Annotated in this window: 11 protein-coding genes and 1 tRNA gene; 8 read left to right on the top strand and 4 right to left on the bottom strand. The window is 55.6% G+C overall.

The genetic code is table 11. The annotated features are described in order from the left end of the window. Window positions 1–146 precede the first annotated feature (146 nt). A complete protein-coding gene (locus J7M22_02210; protein MCD6505416.1) occupies window positions 147–1,616 on the bottom strand; it encodes an NCS2 family permease in 1,470 nt (489 codons plus the stop codon). Between J7M22_02210 and J7M22_02205 the strand changes: the two genes are divergently transcribed. Beyond that, complete coding sequence (locus J7M22_02205) at window positions 1,597–2,373, top strand: hypothetical protein (protein ID MCD6505415.1); 777 nt, start codon at window positions 1,597–1,599, stop codon at window positions 2,371–2,373. The two genes, J7M22_02210 and J7M22_02205, sit on opposite strands and share 20 nt — an antisense overlap. A 77-nt stretch (window positions 2,374–2,450) precedes the next feature. Further along, entirely contained in the window at window positions 2,451–3,218 is a 768-nt protein-coding gene (locus J7M22_02200; GenBank protein MCD6505414.1) for a hypothetical protein, read from the top strand. A gap of 94 nt (window positions 3,219–3,312) precedes the next feature. Here the strand turns inward: J7M22_02200 and J7M22_02195 are convergent, their stop codons facing one another. From J7M22_02195 to J7M22_02185, 3 genes are all read right to left on the bottom strand, one after another. Further along, the gene (locus J7M22_02195) at window positions 3,313–5,637 is read right to left on the bottom strand and encodes a polysaccharide biosynthesis tyrosine autokinase (protein MCD6505413.1); all 2,325 of its coding nucleotides are present in this window, start codon (window positions 5,635–5,637) and stop codon (window positions 3,313–3,315) included. Window positions 5,638–5,649: 12 nt separating this feature from the next. Then, window positions 5,650–7,155: an SLBB domain-containing protein gene (locus J7M22_02190; GenBank protein ID MCD6505412.1), complete on the bottom strand. Its 1,506-nt coding sequence runs from the start codon at window positions 7,153–7,155 to the stop codon at window positions 5,650–5,652. A gap of 107 nt (window positions 7,156–7,262) precedes the next feature. Further along, window positions 7,263–7,338, bottom strand: a tRNA-Arg gene (locus tag J7M22_02185). 120 nt (window positions 7,339–7,458) lie between these two features. Here J7M22_02185 and J7M22_02180 point away from each other — a divergent pair. The 6 genes from J7M22_02180 to J7M22_02155 all read left to right on the top strand — a co-directional run bounded on the left by J7M22_02180 (window position 7,459) and on the right by J7M22_02155 (window position 22,315). Beyond that, window positions 7,459–9,153: a SpoIIE family protein phosphatase gene (locus tag J7M22_02180; protein MCD6505411.1), complete on the top strand. Its 1,695-nt coding sequence runs from the start codon at window positions 7,459–7,461 to the stop codon at window positions 9,151–9,153. A 2-nt stretch (window positions 9,154–9,155) separates the two neighbouring features. Beyond that, window positions 9,156–10,283, top strand: a complete 1,128-nt coding sequence (locus J7M22_02175) for a peptidoglycan DD-metalloendopeptidase family protein (protein MCD6505410.1) — start codon at window positions 9,156–9,158, stop codon at window positions 10,281–10,283. After that, the gene (locus J7M22_02170; GenBank protein MCD6505409.1) at window positions 10,280–11,758 is read left to right on the top strand and encodes a S41 family peptidase; all 1,479 of its coding nucleotides are present in this window, start codon (window positions 10,280–10,282) and stop codon (window positions 11,756–11,758) included. The genes J7M22_02175 and J7M22_02170 overlap by 4 nt, the downstream gene beginning before the upstream one ends. Continuing rightward, window positions 11,755–12,747 (top strand): tRNA dihydrouridine synthase DusB, encoded by a 993-nt coding sequence (dusB, locus tag J7M22_02165; GenBank protein MCD6505408.1) that lies wholly within the window; start codon window positions 11,755–11,757, stop codon window positions 12,745–12,747. The genes J7M22_02170 and dusB overlap by 4 nt, the downstream gene beginning before the upstream one ends. Window positions 12,748–12,853: 106 nt before the next feature. Then, the gene (locus tag J7M22_02160) at window positions 12,854–18,259 is read left to right on the top strand and encodes a hypothetical protein (GenBank protein MCD6505407.1); all 5,406 of its coding nucleotides are present in this window, start codon (window positions 12,854–12,856) and stop codon (window positions 18,257–18,259) included. Between the two features lie 486 nt (window positions 18,260–18,745). Then, window positions 18,746–22,315 (top strand): hypothetical protein, encoded by a 3,570-nt coding sequence (locus J7M22_02155; protein ID MCD6505406.1) that lies wholly within the window; start codon window positions 18,746–18,748, stop codon window positions 22,313–22,315. The last annotated feature ends 74 nt before the right edge of the window (window positions 22,316–22,389 follow it).

Here is a 22,389-nt window from a genome sequence, read left to right as displayed (position 1 = left end):
GTCCATTGCTTGAGCAGGTGCAGGAGTTGATAGAGCAAACATGTCGCATGAACAAACGTCGTGCTCATCCGGCAACTTTTCAGATCTTACTTGCTCTTGGCGATTCTTAACTTGATGCGAATGGGGCTAGACATGTCTAGCCCCTACTATTTGTATGGATAGAATATGTAGAATATCAGCGAGAGGCCTCCTAGAACCCAGGCGCCGATCGGCACCTCCCTGGCCCTGCCGGAGATGAGCTTGAGCAGAGGGTAGAGCACGAATCCCGCCGTCATCCCGATTCCTAGATTATAGGTGAAGCTCATAAGGGTTACGACGGCAAATGCGGGTATAAGCTCCGTATAGTCTGAGAAGTCTATCCTGCGGATCGGCTCCAGCATCATCAAGCCGACGACGATTAGGGCGGGGCCATAGGCGTGAGCGGGCACCGCCGTCAGAAACGGGGCGAAGAACAGTGCGAGAAGGAACAGCCCGGCCGTAACAAGGGCGGTCAATCCCGTCCTCCCCCCGGCCTCTATCCCGGCAGCCGATTCGATATACGTTCCCGTGGTCGTCGTTCCTAGCAAGGCTCCCACCACCGTGGCAAGGGCGTCGGCCAGCATGGGTTTTTCCACCTCGGGCAGGTTCCCCTCCTCGTCCAGCATTCCGGCTCTGGCGCCCAACCCGATCAGCGTCCCCATCGTATCGACGAAATCCATCACGAAGACCGTCAGTATCACCGAGAAGAACCCCCATTTAAGCGCCCCCAAGATGTCCAGCTTCAGAAATATCGGGGCGAGGCTGGGCGGCATGCTGATCCAGGAGTGAGGCGGTTTCGCCACCTTAAAGGCGTAAGAGAGCAGGGTGATGAAGATTATACCTATCAGTATCGACGCGCGGATTCCCCTCACCATGAGCACGGCTATCGTTATGAAGCCGAGGATCGCCAGCAGCGCCTGCGGCGAGCTGAGGTCTCCCACCTTTACGGGCGCCCCCGGTATGCCCAGCGTGACTATGCCCGCGTCGTTCAGCCCGATAAAGGTCAAAAACAGCCCTATCCCGACGGCGAAGCTGTATTTCAGGCTTTGGGGTATCGCCTCCACGAGCCACACCCTTACCCTCAGCAGAGTGAGGATGGTGAAGAGGAGACCTCCGATGAAAACGGCTCCCAGCCCTGTCTGCCAGCTATAACCCAGGACTTTAACCACCGTGTAGGCTATGAAGGCGTTTTCGCCCATGTAAGGCGCTATGGCAAAGGGCCTGTTGGCATAAAGGCCCATGACGAGGGTGCCGAAAACCGCTGACAATATCGTGGCGACCATGGAGGGCCCTTTAGGTATGCCGGCCGCCTCCAGGATGGCGGGGTTCACCACGATTATGTAGGACATGGTGAGAAAGGTGGTGAAACCCGCCAGGACCTCCGTCCTCACATCGGTGTTATGCTCTTTCAATCCGAACACCTTTTCCCTCCTTTCGATGTCCTCCACGCGCTTGAAGACGGTTTCACTCTGTGATATTCTTATCTTCAGACAATACAATTTCACCTCCCTTCGCCCGATGGGTTTACGATTATAATACCCTGGAAGCGGGAGGAGGTCAAGAGGTAAGGAGGGTAAGATGCACAGACGAATCGGCATGTGGCAGGTGATATTCACGTATGCCGCCGTTCTTCTCCTGGCAGGTGTCCTTCAAGCCCAGGAGCCTATAGTCATCGATTTCGAGGATGGCAGCCTCGACAACTGGCAGGTTATCGACGAGAATCCGGACAACCTCGGCGATAAGGGCCCGTCCTCATGGCAGATCAGGAAGAGCCAGCTCGGGTTGGACGGTAACGCTCTGTTTCAGGGTTCCAACATCTGGGGCAGCGCGGCCGATAGCTGTCTGATGGGAACCTTCATAATCTACAAAGGAGAACAGTTCACCGACTTCACGCTGGATGTGGATATAGCTGCCGCCGATAACGATGGGATAGGCTTCGTCTGGGCCTTCACCGGAACCGATAAGCACTACAGGGTCATCATGATCAACGATTCATGGCCTGACGTGCCGGTCGACGGGATAAAGGGACCGTTTTTGAGGATAGACAAGCGGATCAGCGATAAGGAACCTTGGTATGAGAAGCTAGCCGTAGTGGACAACTATAAGCCGTATCCCGAGGGCCCGAAGTTCCACTGCACGCTCGAGGTGAAAAACGGCGTCTTCAAGTTCACGCGCGATGACGGCCTCAGCATAACCGCCGAGGATCACACCTATCAGACCGGCTATGTCGGCATCCAGCTCTATGCTCAGCAGTCTGAGTTCGACAATTTCACGATCACGCCTCTGACGCCGTCGGCCCTCCAGCCATCGGACAAGATGGCGACCGTGTGGGGGGACATCAAGAGAACCCACTGAGGAGAAGGAAGATCATGAGATCGGTGACGGGTCCCCGACGCCCGTCACCTCATTTTCACCGGAAGGGGGTAATATCCATGTATAGATTCGGCCTTGCCCTGTTTATGATCGCTTTGATCTTCGCGGCCGGCTTCGGCTATGCCAAACAGAAGACCTTCGTCTTCGACTTCGAGGATGGAAAGCTCGACGATTGGCAGGTGATAGATGAAAAGCCGGAAAATCTCGGCGATAAGGGCCCGTCCTCGTGGCAGATCAGGAAGAGCCAGCTCGGGTTGGACGGTAACGCTCTGTTTCAGGGTTCCAACATCTGGGGCAGCGCGGCCGATAGCTGTCTGATGGGAACCTTCATAATCTACAAGGGGGAGCGGTTCAAGGATTTCATCATAGACGTCGACGTTGCCGCCGCCGATAACGACGGGATGGGTCTGGTCTGGGCTTTCACCGGAACCGACAGACACTACAGGGTCATCATGATCAACGATTCATGGCCCGACGTGCCGGTCGACGGGATAAAGGGACCGTTTTTGAGGATAGACAAACGGATCAGCGATAAGGAGCCCTGGTATGAAGGGCTTACGGTCAAAAAAGGCAATGATTATAAACCGTATCCGGAGTCGGGCACCATGCACTGGAGGCTAGAGGTGAGCAACGGCGATTTCTACTTCGAGAGGGATGACGGCCTCAGCATCAAAGCCCATGATACCTCATATGAATCCGGTTACGTCGGGATCCAGCTCTACGCCCAGCAGGCTGAGTTCGACAACTTCACCATTCAGAACACCTATCCGGTGGACCCGTCCGGCAAGGTCGCCACGACATGGGGACGGATCAAGGGGATCCGGTGAGCGATAAGATAAACAAAACGGTCCGATGTCCAACGTCCCTATCTCTCCCAGACCTTGGTCGTTGGACATCGGACCTAGAGGTGGAATTCCCTTGTTATCCCTCCTCTTCCTCCTCAGGCGAGTAATAGTCGCTGTATTTGGAGTAGTAATAGTAGCCCGAGTACCTCCGGCTTTTAACATCCAGGTCGTTTAAGACCACGCCGAATATATTCGCCCCCAGATTTTCGAGCATCTCCTTGGCCTGGAGGATGGCGGGTATCTTGGCCATGCCGACCCTGACGACCAGGATCGTCGAATCCACCCTTGTGGCCAGCACCGATGTATCGGATATCAGGCTTATGGGAGGTGAATCGATGAGGACCATATCGAAGCCGGATCTCAGGCTTTTCAGGATCTCGTTCAGCCTCTCGGAGACCAGCAGGTCGCCGGGGTTCGGCGGGAGGTTTCCGGAGGTGATCAGGTAGAGGTTCTCGACATCCGTTTCCCTGATCGCCCGTTCGATCTTCTCCTCGATCGTCTCACCCTCGACCTGATCGGTCAGCAGTTCGGACAGGCCGGGCGATTTATCAAATCCGAACATATGATGAAGCTTGGGCCTATGCAGGTCGCAATCCACCAGCGCCGTTCTGGTGCCGCTTTTAGCAAAGGTGATGGCGAGGTTGGTGATGAAAAGGCTTTTCCCCTCACGTGGAAGGACGCTTGTTATGAGGAGCGATCTCACATCCCTGTCGATGGAAGCGTATCGGATATTGGCCCGTATGGTGCGATAGCTTTCGATGATCGGGTTTCTGGGTTTCAGGTTGGTCAATTTTCTCTTGATCAGCTCCTCGATCTGTTTCCGGTATTCGCTTCTTCTGCGTTTAACGGCCACGGCCGTGCCCGGGTTCCCGTTTGAACTGCCGTCGCCGCCGGGATTCGGCAGCGGCTTCAACTGGACGCTTTTGAGCTGTTTCTCGTCCAGCTTGGGGATGATCCCGATGGCGGAGATCCCGAGGTAGCGATCGACGTCCTCCTTAGTTCTGATGGTATTATCCATATACTCGAGGAGGAAAGCCAACCCCACCCCGAACATCGCCCCCAGGACGATGGCTAGAGCGAGGGTGAGTTTCGTTTTGGGCTTGACGGGAAACCGGGGTTCGATCGCCTCCTTCACTATATCCACGTCTGACGTGCGCATCTCCTTCATGAGCCTCATCTCCTCCAGCTTCGCCTGCAGCGTCTTGGACGTCTCCTCCAGCATCCTTCGCTCCTTTTCCAGTTGCATGAGCTCCACGTCCTTTGTGACCAGATCGGGGTGATCGGCCTTAAACTTGTTGATCTTCGCCTCAAGCAGCTTCTTCTTCTCCTGTAGCTCTTTGAGCCCAACCTCAAGCTGTATCTGCTGTGAGATCAGATTCTGCCATTCCGAGAGCGGGTCCAGTGTTTCGCCTTTGACCTTGCTGAGCTTGGCCAGTTCCTCCCTCAACCTCTTACGGGCCGATTCGAGCCTTCGTTTGAGATCCACCACCTCCCAGTGTTTCTCGGTGTATTTATCCAGTTTGGTATCCAGTTCTGACTGCAGGTTTATTATCTGCTGTCTGAGTGCATCGATCTGAGGGGTTAACCCGCCGGGGGCCGTCATCTCCTGAAGAGCAGGGTTCAGCCTTTTTTTCTTCTCCTCTATGAGAGATTTAACCGATTCCAAGCTCGCCTGTGTCAGTCCCATCTCTATTTTGGTGTTCTCCAGATCCTCCTGCATCTGTCCCAGTTTTTGGAGCAGCGTTCCCATGATCATACCGGTTGAGGAGGGCGTTTCCACGAGATGCTCCTTCTCCTTGAACTTGGTGAGCTTCTCATATGCCTTTTTGAGCCTGCTGTCGATTGCAGAGATCTGATTTTGGAGGAAGACCAGGGCGTTATCGAGGTCCGCCCTTTTCCACTCGGCCCGTTTTTCGACGAAGGTCTGGGCGATCGTGTTGGCGATCTTAGCTGCGGCGGAGGGTGATTCGGCCCGTGCCTTCAGTTTCAGCACCTTCGAGCCCCTCGGCGAGGAGAGGTCGAGGATCTCTTTGAAATAATCCTCCTCGCTCTCATCCTCCTTTATCGGCAGGATGATACCCTGTTTTTCCAGCTTTTTCACCGACTCCTTCAGCACCATCGGGCTCATCAGGAAGGCCTTTTGGGCCTCCAGCTCCAGTTCCGATTGAAAGAGCCTGAAGTCCACCGTATCCAGGAGGGCCGCCGTGGGGTTGGATTTCTCGTAGAGCATCACGACCTCGGCCTCATATATGGGGGTCGCCATGACCAGGTAGAGCACGGCGCCGAGGATAACTGCGGCCGCCCCCAGGATGACGATCCATTTTCTATCCGATAAAACCACCAGTATATCACGCAGGTGGATCTCCTGCTCTTCCACGAAATTGCCTGTTGTATATTCCATATCTCCACCTCATTATCGGCGTCCCATAAGGATCAGGATCAGGGCGGCTATGGTTGAGAGATCTGCCGCCAACCTTACTATTTGACGCCATATGCTCTCCTTTTTCTGAGGGATGAAGACCGTATCGCCGGATTCCAGCTTTGGAAGGAGGTTGAACTCGCCCTCGGTTAAAACCCGCTTTACGTCTATCTCGAACTTCTTTCCCTCGCTCGCCTTTCTTATCAACGTCACCCTTTCCAGATCGGCGGTGGACGTGGTTCCTCCGGCGATTATCAGGAGATCCAGCAGGGTTGCGTGAATTGGGACCTGGAAGGTTCCAGGGTTTCTCACCTCACCTATCACGCTGATCGTTTTATAGGGGACGAAGGCGGTATCCACGACGGAAAGCTGTTTGGCCAATGGGGAAACGGGAACTATAACCGTATCTCCTTCATTAAGACGGGGGTTTTGTGACATATCTCCTTCCGTGAGGAACCTCTTCAAATTCAGCCTTTTCATCTCCCCCTGATCCGGTATCACCGTGACCCTCTCTATATCGGCGCCTTGAGCGAACCCTCCGGCGGAGAAGATGGCGTCCAGCACCCTCGCCTTCTCCGCCTTAACGCGGTATACACCTGGTCTGAGAACCTGACCGACCACGTTTATCGGATATGTCAGCTCCTCAGGGATCCTCGTGCTCGGAACGTATATCACCGTTCGGGGATGGATGGGCGGGTTACATGAGGGATCGTTCTCCTGGAGAAATCTCTTTAGATTAACTATCCGGACGTCATATCGGCCGGTGCTGAGATCGACTACGCTGACCTTTTCGAGATCGGCATCCACGGTAAATCCGCCCGCGAGTGAGATCACATCCATCAGCCTTTTCGCATCCTCCAGGTCGAAGACGCCGGGGTTTTGAACTGAACCCAGGACGCTGACGACCTTCTTCAGATAATCCTCAGTTTTAAGTCTGGGAACGAATATGAGATCGTCCGACATAACGAAGGGATTGGAGGACTCGTCGTTTTCCCTGAGATACTTACGATAATTTATCACCCTCACCCTACGGGAGCCATCCTTATTGAAGGAGGTTATCCTTATATGTTCCACGTCGGCGTAGGGGGTAAGCCCGCCAGCGCGCGAGATAACCTCCTGGAGGGTGGTTTTATCAGGGACTTTATAATATCCGGGGGTGACGACCTCGCCATAGATATGGATGTTATATCCGAACTCCCTAAGCGAGACCGTAACCTGAGGATTACGTATGTAATCTGAAAGCCTTTTCGCCAGCAGATCGCTGATCTCCTTGGTGGTCAGCCCCTCCACCTGAACGATTCCGATCGGTGAGGGGAGAGCTATGGTGCCGTCTGGCGATACGGGCACGAGTCCGCTGAGCTCATCATAACCCCACACCACAACGTAAAGCATGTCTCCGGGACCGACTTTATATTCCTGGGTGATTCCAGCCAAACAGGTCAGAAGCAGAACCGACAGGATCAAACCGCCCATCCACAGGTGGGCGAGGGATATGCGCATTACCGACCTCCTCTTGATCTAAACAACCCCCTAATTTTACCATCCTGTGGGAGCTTTTGCAACCTTCCACCGAGTCGTAAGGTTCAGGAAGGCGGATAACCTTCAGATGGCGTGCCTGGGGCGATTCGAACGCCCGACCTTCAGATCCGGAGTCTGACGCTCTATCCACTGAGCTACAGGCACGCCGTGGACATTCATAATGATAAATTATCTCCCACTCGTTGTCAAGCATCGGGCGATATGATAAAATGATGTTAACATCGCGGGAGTCCCGCTTGGTGGAGTATGATTTGGGAGAAACCCATGGATGATGTCTTGAAGTCGAGGATCTCCTCGATCGGTTCCATCGTCAGATCCATCTCATCTCAGGCCGGGAACCTAAGCTCGTTATGTCGATCCGTGCTGACGGAGATGTTAAGGATCTTCAACCTAAGCAGGGGCGCCGTGCTGATCTATGAGGACGAGAAGGGCAGATTGAGTGTGGAGAGTTCCGCCGGATTCAACCTGAGCGATGAGGAGATACAGAGGCTGATATCCGGCGGCCTTATAACCACACCCCGCCCGATCGATCTACCGTCAGGGGCATCCCTGATGTTGCCCCTGACCATCTCGGGCCGATTTCTCGGCGCCGTGATATTGGGGGACAAGTTCGACGGCGGGAAGCTGGAGGGATGGGAGATCGAGATGCTCTCCCTCATGGCCGCCTATCTGGCGGTATGGATCTACAACTTCAAGCTGATCGAGCAGCTGCGCACGGCCAACTTCGAGCTCAATCACAAAGTCCTCCAGCTTGAGATGTTACACGAGATCGGCATGGGTATAAGTTCCATATCGATAGATCTCGATGAACTGCAGGATCAGGTGCTCACCCAGGCCGTCGCCCTCTTAAACTGCAGGGGCGGCTGCATAATGTTGATGGACGAATCACGGAGGAGATTGCACGTGACCAAATCGTTTGAGGGCGAGGATCTGATCGGGATGGAGATCGAATTGAAGGATGGGGCGTTGGCCAGGGTTATCGACGAGAACGAGGTCCTCTCGGTTAAGGGCGGCGATACCCTTCCCTTCGACGGAACCAAGTTCCTGATGGCCCCGATAAGGGGGCAACATCAGACGCTCGGCGTTCTGGTTGTTTGGGACAAGGAAAGCAGGGATGGGGGAATATTGAATTTCACGGAGGAGGACGGGGCGTTGCTCTCGACCTTCGCCCTTCAGGCGGGCGTCGCTATCGAGAACGTCAGGCTTTACAGGGAAGCCCTTGAGAAGAGGGAGATAGAGGCGGATATCAAGGCCGCCGCCGATATACAGAAACATCTCCTCCCCGAATCCGACCCGGAGATAGATGGGCTGGAGATATCCGGGCTGAGCGTGCCGTGTCGGGGCATCGGAGGGGATTACTATGGATATATACGGAAGGACGGCAGGCTCAGCATCTCCATAGGCGATGTGGCCGGGAAGGGGATACAGGCGGCACTGATGATGGCCAGCCTCTGGGCAGGGCTTCAGGCGGAAGCACATGATCACGATGACCCCTCTGAGGTGGCCGCCAGCCTTAACGCCCTGATGTTTAAAACCACCCCCCCGGAGAAATTCGCTACCTTCTTCTACGGCGAGATCGACCTCGAGGATTTCGTTACACTATACGTCAACGCAGGCCATAACCCGCCCATGATGATATCAAACGATGGGAAGATCAGCTATCTGACCGAGGGCGGTCTGCCGCTCGGAATGTTCCAAAACGATATCGTGAGCTACTCCACCGGAAAGCTCCACTTTAAAACGGGAGACGTGCTGATCCTGTATACGGATGGCGTGACGGAGACGACCAACTCCGAGGGTGAGGTCTTCGGGGATGAGAGGTTGAAACGAGTGGCGCTTGAAACCAGACATCTATCTGCCGTCCGTATAAAGGAGGAGATATATCGGAACGTCATCCGGTTTCAGGGGGATGAGCCCCAGTTCGACGACCTCACCCTGATCGTGGTCAAAAGGGTCTAATTATGTCGGCAGGGTTATCCTGGATTCTCATCCTAATATCGCTCTACCTGATGCAGATCCCGCACGACGGGCTCGATCGGCTTCGGAACGAGAGGAAACAGAAGCTGCTCCAGAAGGAGAGGGTGGAGAGGAGGTTATCCGAGACCGCCGAGAGGGAGAAGAGCATCCTCGGCGATCTGGAGCGGCTTGACAGATCCCTGAGAAGGATGGAGGGCGATCTGGCCTTCTATAGAAGAAAGGTGAGCAGAACGGAGAGGCGGATAAAGGAGCTCACCGAGAACATTGCCCGCCTTTCACGCGAAGAGAGGGCTATGAGGGCGAAGGCAGCGGAGAGGCTGAGGGCGATGTATAAGTTCGGATATAACGGGCTCGACAGGGGATACATCTCGCTCCTGCTGGCCTCCAACTCCACCTCAGAGCTGCTATCCAGGGCTAAGTATATCTCCACTATCGCCAAAGCGGACAGGGAAATGCTGATGAGGTTGAAATCCCGGATCGAGCAGCTTCGACGTCAGAGGGAGGAGCTCAAGAGGGAAAAGGAAAAGCTCGAAAGGGCGAAATCCACGGTCGAGCGAAAGAGGAGGGAGATCGCTCGCGCCCGATCGGAGAGGAGGAGGTTGCTCGAGAGATACAGGGCGGAGAGACAGATCTATGAGAACACGATCGCCCAGCTTGAGGAGAACATCAAACGGCTCGACTCGCTCATAGAGGGGCTCTCAAGGGGCGAGAGGCCCATGACCGATCTGGTTCAGCTAAGTCTGAAGGATCTGGGCAGACTTCCGTGGCCCGTCTCGGGCGATATCATCCCCAATCCGACGAAAGAGCTGAAGGGGGTCACGATCAAGGCGCCTCAGGGCGCTGAGGTCATAAGCATCTACGACGGGGTGGTCGAATATGCCAGATGGTTCGACGGCCTCGGCCTCGGATTGATGGTCATAATAAATCACGGTCACGGATACAGATCCCTCTACGCGCATCTCTCCGATATAGCGGTGAGCGAGGGCGAAAGGGTCAGGAGGGGACAGGTCATAGGCAAGGTCGGCGATACGGGGTCGCTTGTCGGCCCCGCTTTGTATTTTGAGATAAGACGGGGGTTAATACCGATGGACATAAGGAGATGGATGAGATGAGAAAGGTGAGATCGACGATACCGGTATGGTTGACCCTTCTGCTTCTCTCGGCCGTTTTCTCCTACGGCCAGCAGCCCGGAAAGGCACAGCCTCCAACCCGGCAGATGACCGAGAAGGAGAAGGAGGAAGAGGAGGTATTCAGGGGATTTTATCTGATATCCGAAGCCTTCTCGCGCATCAGATCCAGCTATGTCGAGCAGCCCAACTCGGAGAAACTCATCTACGGCGCCATAAAGGGCATGCTCGCCGAGCTCGATCCATACAGCCAGTTCCTGGAGCCCAAGCAGTATAAGAACCTTCAGGTGGATACAAAAGGCTCTTTCGGCGGGCTCGGGATGTATATCGGGATGAGGGACAACAAGCTGACCATAATAGCTCCCATAGAGGGCACCCCGGCGTATAAGGCGGGGGTTCAGCCAGGAGATCACATCATCGAGATCGAGGGCAAATCCACGGCGGGGATGTCGGTGGATGACGCCGTGCAGATGCTGAGGGGCGATCCGGGGACGAAGGTCACCTTCAAGGTGATCCGCGAGGGCGAGAGCGAGCCGATCACCTTCACCATCACCAGGGATATCATCCAGATCAAGACCGTCAGGTATCAGGTCATAAACGGCGATATAGGCTATATCCGCATAACCAACTTCATGGAACCTACCGATTCGGAGGTCGATAAGGCCCTCTCCGAGTTCGAGTCCAACCCGAAGGTGAAGGGGGTGATCCTGGATCTACGGGGCAACCCCGGGGGGCTGCTCTCGTCAGCCGTCGATGTGGCGAGCGACTTCCTGCCCGAAGGGTCGTTGATCGTCTACACTCAGGGGAGAGATCCCAAATCGCGCCGGGATTTCCGGGTTCAACCGGGGAAAACGCACAAACGATTCCCGCTGGTCGTCCTGATAGATCGCGGCAGCGCGAGCGGCGCGGAGATCGTCGCCGGGGCCATCAAGGACAACAGGAGAGGGATATTGATGGGGACGAAGACCTTCGGCAAAGCCTCCGTCCAGAAGATCTTCCCCATCCGAAACGTCATTCCGGGCAAAGAGGTGGCCGTCAAACTCACCGTCGCCCACTACTATACGCCAAACGGCGTGGATATCCACAAGCACGGCATCGAACCGGATATCGAAGTGCCTTACATGAGCATCACGGAGGCCAAGATATGGCGTAAGATCCGGGAAAGCCAGGAGCTCAAGGATTTCGTCAAGGCCAACGGCCAGGATGTCCTCTTCAAGATCAAGCAGGATGAGGAGGATAAGGACAAGGATGACCCGAATCTGGCGAAGTTCAAGCAGCTTCTGGATTCCTTTGAGAAGAAGGGCCTGGTGCTCAGAACGGAGCTTATCAAAGCCGCCATAGCGCGTGAGACCCTGGACGAAAAGGATGACTACGAGTTCGACCCTCAAGTCCAGGAGGCCATCAAATATCTTGAGGCCTTTGAGGCGTTCAAGAAGGTGGCCGAGATGAGCGGAAAATGAGGGGACCGAGGATAGGCGATCTGGAGATCGAAAATCCGCTGATCCTCGCGCCGATGGCCGGGGTTACCGACACGGCCTTCAGGCTGATCGCCAAAAGGCACGGCGCGGCGTTGGTCTTCTCCGAGATGGTCAGCGCCATCGCCCTGACCAGAGGGGATAAGAGATCCTCAGAGATGATAAAATCCACCCCGCAGGAACGGCCGTTCGGGGTGCAGATCGAAGGGCCCGATCCTGACTCGATGGCCGAGGCCGCGAGGATCGTTCAGGATCACTGCGACCTGGTGGATTTGAACTTCGGCTGTCCCGCACGAAAGGTCGTGGCCGAGCCGACGCCCGCAGGGGCGGGACTGCTGAAATATCCCGACAGGATCGAGCGGATAATCCGTGCCGTGGTGAGGGCGTCGGATAAACCCGTTACGATCAAGATCCGAGCCGGATGGGACACCAGATCCATCAACGCCGTTCAGATCGCGAAGATCGCGGAGGAATGCGGCATCTCCGCCATAACCCTGCATCCCAGAACCAGAACTCAGGGGTTTTCGGGCAGGGCGGACTGGAGCCTGATCGCTCAAGTCAAAGAGGCGGTCTCGATACCGGTCATAGGAAACGGGGATGTCTTTGAGCCGGAGGACGCTAGGAGGATGATGGACATGACGGGATGCGACGGGGTGATGATCGGAAGGGGCGCCCTGGGAAATCCATGGATCTTCTCCAGAACGCTGGCTTTCCTCAGCACCGGTCGGCTTCCCCCCGAGCCGCTCCCCCGGGAGAGGGTGGAGACGCTGCTTGAGCTTATGAGGTTGATGATGAAGTTCAAGGGCGAGGAGAGGGCCGCCATTGAGATACGCAAACATGTGGGTTGGTTCTCCAGAGGGTTGCCCTACGCCAAATCGCTCAGGGTGAGAGGACAACAGGTCAAGAGCTATCGTGAGCTGGAGGAGCTCATCGGGGAATATATCACATTCCTCCACGGCTCGACAGTCATCTGAGCGATGGTGTTAATCATCCTGATGCAATAGACGCTCGAAAATCGGGTAGCATTTACCCTCGCCGAAAACGACGGCATATAAGAAAACCTGCGAAGGAGGAATTCCCATGGCTGAGGGGAGAGAGAAGGGGCGAAAGATCCTTCGCCTTTACCGCTTAGGCCTTGCGATAATCCTGATATTAGCGATAGTTATACCGACGATCGTATTCGTCCGATCCCGCCATGCCCCGGGGGAGAAGCCGCTGAAACCTGAAGTCAGCAAAGCCGCTGCGGAGGAACCCATCATCTGGGCCCAGCCCACGGGGAAGCTGATCAATCGGATGCCGACGGAGGTCGTCTTCCGCGTCTCCTCCACCAAGGGCGTCCCCGTCGAGGTCGGCCGGGAGGTCCCGCCTTCCGTTGTCGAGAGATGCATCCGATTCAACCCCGACGCTCCGGGCAGGGTGGTCTGGCTTTCGCAGAGCAACTTCGCCTATCGGTTTCAACGTCCTCTGATGCCGGGGAGGCGATACGATTTTCAGATCAAAGCCATACCGGTCTCCGAGGATAAGATCGTCAAGGTGAAGCCGAAATCCTTCTACTTCTCCACACCGGGCTTCGAGGTTCTCAGCGCATATCTGCTCAACTGGTCAGGGCCGGAGCTGTCGGCACGGGTGAGGTGGAACCTGCCGATCCGGTGGATCGGCGCTGAGGATCTGATCTCCGTGACCACCGAATCGGGCGAGCCGATTCAGATCACTGGACTCCGCCGCGGAAGGGATACGATGGGTTTCACACTTTCCTTCAAGAACACGGGCGATAAGGTCTACCGGATCGTCGTCAAAAAGGGTTTCTCATCCGCCATCCCCGGCGTGAAGCTTGAGAGGGATATCGTCCTGAAGCTGGCCGTCCCCGAACGCGAGCTATACATTTCCCGCGTCACGGCGGAGGAAAGCGGGACGGGATATGCGATCAACGTGATCTGCAACGTTCAGGGCGCCGCGGAGGTGAAGCTCGAGAGGAACGTCGAACGATATGTGGACCTTCAGCCGCCCGTCAAGGTGGAGGTTGAATATCATCCCCACGGATTCAGGTTGCTCGGCCCCTTCCTGCCCGAGCAGACCTATGAGCTTATGATCAGGGCGGGACTGTCGGCTGAGGGGGCGACGTTAAGGCGGGATTTCGTGACGAAGGTGAAGATACCGGCGCCCTCGCCTCAGGTTCAGTTCGCCGTGAGGGGACGATACCTAGGGAGGAACCTCGGCCTTAAGCTGCCGCTGCGGCTCAGATCCGTCTCAGAGATCTCCGTCACCATCTGGCGTCTGCCACCCGAGAACATCGTATGGGCATCGCCGAACATGGAGGCGTATCTGACTCGATACGCCGAGCTGGTGGTACGGGATAGGAAGATCGATGTCAAGGTGGCTAAGGGGGAGACCAAGCTGATATGGTTGGAGCTTAGCGATCTGATAGACACGTCCGAGCCCGGCGTCTACCGGATCTACGTCAGCCGCGTTATCCCCGAGAGGGAGAGGAGACGGGGGAGGTATTATGAGTGGCGTCAGACCTCCGATTCGGCCATAGTGATCATCACCGATATGGCGTTGATAGCCAAGAGATCGGAGGATAAGGTGTGGATCTGGGCCGTGGATGCGACCACCGCCAAACCGCGCCCCAGGGTTCAGGTCAACCTCTACAGCCAAAAGAACGTGCTGATGGGGACGGGAATGACGAACGGCGAGGGGTTCTGCGAGATCCCCTTTGAGCCGATACGTGATCGTCGGCCATCCCTGATAACGGCGCGGCAGGGAGGGGATTTCACCTATCTGGCCTTCCCGTCGAGCGAGATCTCGCTCGAGCCGTTCTCCGTCTCCGGATTCCGGCCGACAGAGGCAAATTACAGGGCTTATTTTTATCCCGAGCGAAACCTGTACCGCCCTGGTGAGACGATCCACTTCGCCGTTTTGTTGCGACAGGAGGGCACGTTCCGGGGTATCTCTCTGCCGGTGGTGGTCTCCGTTCGCGATCCCCGCGGCAAACACCTGACGGATCTCGTTCAGACGACGGACGAGACGGGGCTTGCGGAGTTTCAACTCGCCCTCCCCTCCACCGCTCCTACCGGGAACTACTCCTTTAACGTCAAAGTTGCCGAAAAGCCGGTGGCATATGGCAACATCTTCGTCGAGACCTTCGTGCCTGAGAGGATGAAGGTGGAGGTGAACACGGACAAGGGGGAGTATCGGGCGGGCGAGCCGATATGGGTTCGTATCCAGGCCGACTATCTCTTCGGCGCGCCGGCGGCGAAGGAGGGTTACAGGCTCCATTGTGTGGCGACCGAAGGGACGTTTCATGCTAAAAAGTTCCCGGACTATCGCTTCGGCAAGCTGCGCAGATACAGAGAGGAACCCCCTCGTGTGGAATACAGCAGCAAGGGCATGCTCGATTCAAAGGGATATGCCGAGGACATGTGTGACATCAAGGACTGGTCCAGGTTCTACAACCAGATCAACCTCAGGATCTCGGTCGAGGTGGAGGAGGCCGGAAGCGGGCGGGTCAGCCGCGGCTGGACGAACGTCAAAGTCCATCCCTTCCCCTACTACATCGGGCTGAAATCGGATACGACCCGCGTCGAGCCTGGAAAACCCGTCACCGTGAAGGGGATCGTCCTCAACCCCGACGGGACGATCAGAAGGGACATCCCCGTCCTGAAATATCAGTTGTATGAAGTGCGCTATGATTACGTCCGGGTATGGGATCCACGGCGCAATAGATTCTCATGGGAGCATAGCCGACGCAGATATCCCACAGGGAGCAAGGGCGAGATCAGGGTGAAGGATGGGCGGTTCGAGCTGAGCGTGCTTCCAAGAGCCTACTGGATGGATTACCTCGTTGAGGTGAGAAGCTCTGAGGGCGATTCGGTGAGCGAGCTGATGGTGAGAGGTTGGGAATGGCACGGGAAGGAGAAACCTGAGTCACCGGAGATACTGGAGATCCGGCTGGACAGGGAGACGGCGGATTACGGCGACGTGGTTAAGGCCCAGGCGTTGCTGCCGTTTGAGGGGAGGATACTCTGGAGCGTGGAGCTGGATGAGGTTATGAAGTATGAGTGGCAAAACGCCGCCGGGGAGATCTCCAGCTTCTCCTTCATCGTCCCCCAAGGCGTCACCTCCGTCTACGTCTCCGCCCTCCTGATCCGAACCGATCAGCGGTATCTCGTACGCAGAGCCTTTGGGGTTAAAAGGCTCAGGGTTCGATCGGCGAGACTCAAGCTCCCGCTGAAGCTGGTGGTTCCCGACCGAATACGACCGGGCAGGAATCTGGACGTGCTCATCCGCGGGGAGGGCCGATATAAGGCCACCGTTGCCATAGTGGACGAGGGGATCCTGCAGATCACGAGGTTTCAATCGCCGGACGTGTATGAAGAGATCCTGCGCGATCAGGCCCTCGGTATAGGCACGGCCGAAACGCTGGGATGGATAGTCAACAAAGGGATGATGCGTAAAACCGGAGGAGGCGAGGGGGCAGCAGCGGCGATGGGGATGGAGATGCCCTCACTCATAAAGCTGGTCTCCTACTGGAGCGGGATCGTGGAGAGCGATGATAAGGGTGAGGTCCGCGTTCGTTTCCCCCTGCCTCAATACCTCGGCAAGCTGAGGGTGATGGTCTCCGCCGTGGACGAGATGCGGATGGGATCGGCCTCGAAATGGGTGACCGTCACGACGGAGGTGGTTGTTCTGGCGACGCCGCCCAGGTTTCTGTATAGCAACGATCGCATCCGATTCCCCATCTCTCTGAAGAACACGACCGAGACCGAGCAAAGCGTAAAACTAAGCGTCGAAGCGGACGGCCGGGAGATAGGGGAGGTACCGGAACAGCTTAGCCTTAAGCCGAAGGGATCACAGGTGGTATGGGTTCCGCTTGAGGTGAAGAAGCTATCGGGCGTGCTTGAGGTGTCGATCGATGCCGATTGGGGGGAGGATCGATTCCACGACACACTGCAGATCCCCGTCATCCCGAATAGACCGTATGAGACCGATGCCCGGTATCTTCAGCTCAAAGCTGGGACAACAGATCTGTTGCCCCAAGTGACCGGCTGGATGCCGCGATATCAGAAGACGAGGATCATGCTGACACCGATACCGGGCCTGCCGCTTTTGAATCATCTGAAATACCTCATACGATATCCCTACGGCTGCGTCGAGCAGACCTCCTCTTCGCTGTTGCCGATGATAAGGATGAAACCGCTTCTTGAGATGATCGAGCCTGAGCTCATCGAAAAGGGGGAACTTGAAAACAAGGTCAGATCAGGGATCGCCCGCCTGATCTCCATGCAGACGCCGAGCGGAGGCTTCGCCTTCTGGCCGGGCGGTAGGGAACCCGCTCAATGGGCCTCCGTATACGCCACCTTTGTCCTCCTGGAGGCAAAGGAGGCCGGATATCCTGTCCCCGGGACGGCCATCAACATGGCGCTAGATTACATCGAACGATATGCCCGATCGGACCCCTTCGGATACTTCATCCTCGCTCGCGGCGGCCGGCTTCAGCCATCCGATCTGGACGAGATCATGATGATGAACCGTGGGAGGCTGTGTTCTGAGGATGAGCTCTTCCTAGCGGGAGCCCTCTTCCTCGGTGGGAGACCTTACTCAGCAGAGGAGGTCCTGAACGAAGCCATCGGGGAGTACAGGCCGAGGGGGAAGCGATCTCTGAGTGGGAACTTCTACTCCTCCCTGAGGGAACGCGCCGTCAGGCTTTACATGCGGGAGCTGATACATCCCGGGGCGGCAGAGAACGAACCCGATACTTCCCTGTTGATAGAGCAGCTCCGCAGGAAGAGCTATTACTACTCCACTCAGGAGCTGGCATGGTCTATGCTCGCTCTGGGGATGCGGATTCAAAACGCGGCCTATGCGCGAAATTACACGGCAACCCTTTTGGTGAACGGGAAGACGAAAAGGCCGATCAAAACCGACAGGGGATTGATCTGGTTCTTGCGATCGGCATCCAATCTGAAGGAGCTAACCCTGAAGCTACGGAGCGATGGGATACTGTACGCCGTAGTGGAGAACGTGGGATTCCGTCTGAATGCCACATACCGGGCCGTGAGCGAAAACGGGATCAGCGTGCAGAAGCGCATCCTGAACGAGATAGGCCAGCCCGTTCAGACCTTCAGACAGGGGGAGGTCTATTTCGTGGAGGTCACCGTCACGAACAGACGTGGGGACCTCTATAACGTCGCCATAGAGGATTTCCTACCGGCGGGATTTGAGGTGGAAAACCCGCGTCTTCCGGGCACCGCCGACAGGAGGTTATCCGTAAAGGGGAGGAAATTCACGCCGGAATATGTGGATTACAGGGACGAACGGATACAGGCCTTTGGGACGCTGCGTGCCGGTGAGACGCATTACGTATATGTGATTCGTGCCGTAACTCTGGGGAGGTTCATGCTGCCTCCCGTGAAGGTAACGGTCATGTATAATCCCGAAATCCGAGCCGCCAGCCCAGTCGGGTCGATCGAGGTTAAGGGGAGATAACCTGTGACCTCCTCTCACCTCTAATATTGCGTTACTTGCGTTTGTTGCGTTCATTGGGTTACTTGCATTCCAGGTTTACCCAACAAATGCAATAACGATCACTAGGAGATGAGCTTCCTCCTTCAGCGAAGCGGCTTACATCGGAGGAACGAGGAGAAAGGAAATCCGTTGCACGTTCAGCGTTTAACGTTGTAACGTTTCCCACTCCCGGTTCCTCGTTCCTTAACCTTTGCAGAAGCCCTCTTCTCCAGAGGCTTAAGTACGGGCGAAAAATCTTTCGCCCCTCCCCTCTGTTCGGACCGGTCCAGCCCTAGGGTTTGTACCGGCGTGGTAGGGGCACGCCCCTGCGCGTACACGGGGCCTGCCGCTACAGCGCCGGCGAAAAGCGTTGAAAACCCCTGCCAGAAATTTAAATCGTTGACTTTACAGGGTGAGTGTGTTATATTTGTTTGTCGCTGTTGAGGATTGGGTTAAGGAGGATGTGGAATGTCGAGTGAGACCACAGTCCAGATCGGGTATGTCACCGAGATTTACAGGTTCGTCGATGAGTTTTCCCCTCAGCGAGTTACAAATGCCTTGAGTTCCTCCGCCTCAATGGGTGAGAGGTGCGGAGGGGTGAGAAAACCGGCTATATTCGAGCATCCTCTTCCGCAAGGTGAGGCCTCCGTAGAGTACGATCTTTCCCTTCAGGATATCCCGGAGGATAAAGTGGTAGCATTGATCTTCGATGTCGGACTGAGAGATGGGATAAAGTTCGATGATCCTCAAGCTCCGTTTAACGGGGTCAAATTCGCTTTGGAGATCAACGATAAGCGGGTTTTTGAAAAGGAGGTTTATGAGTGCAAATGGGAATCGAATCTGATAGATCTAACCGAATTTGCCGGTAAGAAGGTGAAGGTGAGATTCATCACGGATTGCAACGGTGAGGGTAACACCAACTACGATTGGGCGCTATGGGGAGACCCCAGGATTATCTCCATTACCCCTTCCACCCAGATTAAACGCTTCACAAACGGGCTGCTCCTATATGAGATGGAGATGGGTGAACTGGGATATCTCGAGTTCTCCTTCCCCGAAAGTCGGCCGGCTGAGCATATAGCACGCCAACTTGTGCCTCAGATCGAAAACGAACGGAAAGGGCACATCGCTCAACTCTGCATCTGTTCCTATATGCCCGAACCGGCATTATTCGGCTTAAACCTTTCCAAAGCGGTTGTCAACCCCGGGGAACATTTCGAGGTGAGATGTTTCGTGGAGAACAGGGGCAAAGCGCCGATCGAACCGGATCATAGGCTTCTCATATCTCTCGAATCGCTTGAGCTGAGAAGGGATTCCAGAAATAGACCTATCGACAGGTTAGATCCGGGGGAAAGCTTGCTCCTGAGATGGCAGGTCAGGGGAAACCCCAAGGAGACGGCGGTAAACATCGAGGTTTCCCTTTCCGCCATCATAGGTGGAGAGAGAATAAGCCAGAGGGTGGCGAGGAGGATAGAACTTGAGAAGCCCGTCACAAAACCTCCTACAAGGCCGCCTGTTGAGCTGAAAACCTACAACCAGACCGGATGCCTTGTTCTGGAGAACAGGAATCTTAGGGCGTTATTCGTCGCCGACGAAGAGGGGTTTAAGTATATCGAGATCTACGCCTCAGGAGGGGAAGCCTTCTACCACGTAGCCAACCTTAAACCTATCTCCTGCTTGATATACAAGACCCAAAAGGGCGAAACGCGGGAGTTGAACTTCGTCCCTGAAAGCTTCTCAATCGGCGGAGATCTCTCATCCGGATCGATCACGCTTTCCTCAAAGATCATGGACGAGGAGGGGATATTATGGAGGTTTAAAGCGACCTTCTCTCTGAATGAAAGGGGCCGATGGCTTGACGTAGATTATTCGCTTTCGGTTGATTCGCCCAGATCGCTGCTCCGCTTCAGCGGGCCGACGCTGTACGTCGGGGATGGCAGCTTCGGATCACGTAAGAGCTTCGCTTTGTTCCCGGGATTGGAGTTCTTGGAAGATGGTGAGGTCTCATCCAGCACGAGAGATGCCGATCCGCCGATAAACCTTCGCCTGACGCCCCATCCCCTGAAGGTCACCATCCCGCTAATAGCCATTGAGGATAACGGATACTTAGTAGGAGTTATGTGGAATCAGCTTCAGAGGTGGGACGGACAAAACTCAACCCTTTCGGCCACGTTCGCATCGCCTAACTGGTACGAAAACCAGGACAACCACCTCATCTCGCTCTTCCTGCCCGCCGTTCCCGATTGGGTTGAGGAAAACGAGAGGGTGGCCCGTGAACCCTATCACATCTCCCCGGAGAGACCGATTCGGTTTAGCTGTAAGATCCTAGCCGAAGGGGGAGCCGGTATTCTGGACGCCGTGGATAGGTGGATCGAAGCCTATGGACTTCCCAATCCCCAGCCGCAGCCCAGAAGCGATGAGGAGGAACTTCTTCTCTGTCGACATGCCCTTATGGAGACCGTTTGGGATGGTGAGACGGGGAAATCGAGACATTGTGTTGGATGGAAGCCGGCCAACACTCCCGGTTTCGCCACGCTTCTATGGCTGGATTATCTTGCCTCCAGGGATGAGGAGGTCCGGGAGCGCGTGGAGCTCATAGCCAGAAGTACCATCCGTGATGAGGGGCCGGGCGGTTTAGCCTCGACCGCCAACTGTCATATACTGAGGTGGGAGTTCCCGTTCTACTGGGGATACCTGCGCGAGGGAATCCAAGCCGCCAGAGAACAGGTCTACAGCCTCATCCAAGAGCAGGAGCCCGACGGAAGCTGGAGGTTTCACCCGAGAGATGACAAGACGCGAGAGCTCGGCCGTGAAGGCGATGCCGTGTTGGGCATATGCGCCTCCAAGGCGCTTGCCGTGTTGAAGTTCGCCAGAATCACGGGGGACGAAAAGGCTGTTGAATCGGGACTTAAGGCCCTCAGGTTCATGGATACCTTTAAGGTGCCCAGAGGCGCTCAGAGCTGGGAATGTCCTATATATGAGCCCGATATCCTCGCTGCCGCCTATGCCGTCGGAGCATACGTGGAGGGATATCGCATAACAGGCGATGAGGGGATGTTACGTAAAGCCGAATATTGGGCGCGGACGGGTCTTCCATTCCTGTATTTCTGGTCTCTTCCCGATAGACCCGGCATGCTCTTCGCCTCCATACCGGTCTTCGGAACCACTTTCTATACTCACTCCTGGTTCGGCGTTCCCGTCCAGTGGAACGGCCTCGTATATGCCTACTACCTGCAGCAACTGGCGAAGTTCAGCCCTTCTCCGATATGGAAAAAGGTGGCGGAGGGGATAACCGTAAGCGCCATGTATCAGCAATGGACGGAGGGCGAGCTGAAGGGAACCTATCCGGACGGGTTCTACGGCTTCTGCACGGAGGGACGAGGACCGCATATCAATCCCGAAAACATCCTCGTCAACCTCTTCACCCTCAGGGGGGTGGACCCCGATGTCTCCACGGAAATCATCAGGAGAAAGGGGCGCAGGATACATATCAACTCGCCCGCCGAGATAGAAGAGGTCAGATTTGAAGATGGACTTTTGAAGGTGAAACTGAACTTCGTCGAGGATGCTCCCGATCACCTAGCGGTCTTTAACGTGGATGAGCCGGCCATGATACTCGCCGACGGAACGTTCGTCCCCGAGGTTTCAAGGATCGAAGGTGTCAAACAGGGATGGATCTATGATCGCGAGGAGAAGGCTCTATATGTGAGGCTATATCATCGTAAGCCAACGATCGAGATCGAGCTCAAATGGTTTGAATCGTCGGGTGAGAAGAACGTCGGACCGATCCCCTCGAAGGGATTTATATCCGTATTGACCGGATCGATGTTGAGGAGATCGTATAAGGTGCTTCGAGATATCGGGTTCAGGAAATTTGAAAGACACAAAGCCTCGGCGCTTCTGAGCCATTCACATCGAAGACCTAAGGATAAAGGTGAAAGGGAGAAATGGGAGAGGCGATCTCGCCTCAGATTGATCACACGTCGGAGCCCCTCAGCAGTTGACCGAAAGTGTGTCAAAGAAGGAACGAGGAACTAGGAGCGAGGAACGAGGAAGCACCTTGATTTCGAATTGCGAATTTCGGATTTCGAATTTAAATTCGCATTTCGCAT

The organism is Candidatus Poribacteria bacterium (assembly GCA_021162805.1).
Lineage (GTDB): Bacteria > Poribacteria > WGA-4E > B28-G17 > B28-G17 > JAGGXZ01.
This window is presented reverse-complemented; position numbering and strand designations above follow the sequence as displayed.

Excerpts from the sequence above, each read along its gene's own strand:
- J7M22_02155 (MCD6505406.1), top strand. The coding sequence starts at position 18,746 with ATGTCGAGTGAGACCACAGTCCAGATCGGGTATGTCACCGAGATTTAC.
- J7M22_02170 (MCD6505409.1), top strand. The coding sequence starts at position 10,280 with ATGAGAAAGGTGAGATCGACGATACCGGTATGGTTGACCCTTCTGCTT.
- J7M22_02205 (MCD6505415.1), top strand. The coding sequence starts at position 1,597 with ATGCACAGACGAATCGGCATGTGGCAGGTGATATTCACGTATGCCGCC.
- J7M22_02175 (MCD6505410.1), top strand. The coding sequence starts at position 9,156 with ATGTCGGCAGGGTTATCCTGGATTCTCATCCTAATATCGCTCTACCTG.
- J7M22_02195 (MCD6505413.1), bottom strand. The coding sequence starts at position 5,637 with ATGGAATATACAACAGGCAATTTCGTGGAAGAGCAGGAGATCCACCTG.
- dusB (MCD6505408.1), top strand. The coding sequence starts at position 11,755 with ATGAGGGGACCGAGGATAGGCGATCTGGAGATCGAAAATCCGCTGATC.
- J7M22_02210 (MCD6505416.1), bottom strand. The coding sequence starts at position 1,616 with ATGCCGATTCGTCTGTGCATCTTACCCTCCTTACCTCTTGACCTCCTC.
- J7M22_02160 (MCD6505407.1), top strand. The coding sequence starts at position 12,854 with ATGGCTGAGGGGAGAGAGAAGGGGCGAAAGATCCTTCGCCTTTACCGC.
- J7M22_02200 (MCD6505414.1), top strand. The coding sequence starts at position 2,451 with ATGTATAGATTCGGCCTTGCCCTGTTTATGATCGCTTTGATCTTCGCG.
- J7M22_02190 (MCD6505412.1), bottom strand. The coding sequence starts at position 7,155 with ATGCGCATATCCCTCGCCCACCTGTGGATGGGCGGTTTGATCCTGTCG.
- J7M22_02180 (MCD6505411.1), top strand. The coding sequence starts at position 7,459 with ATGGATGATGTCTTGAAGTCGAGGATCTCCTCGATCGGTTCCATCGTC.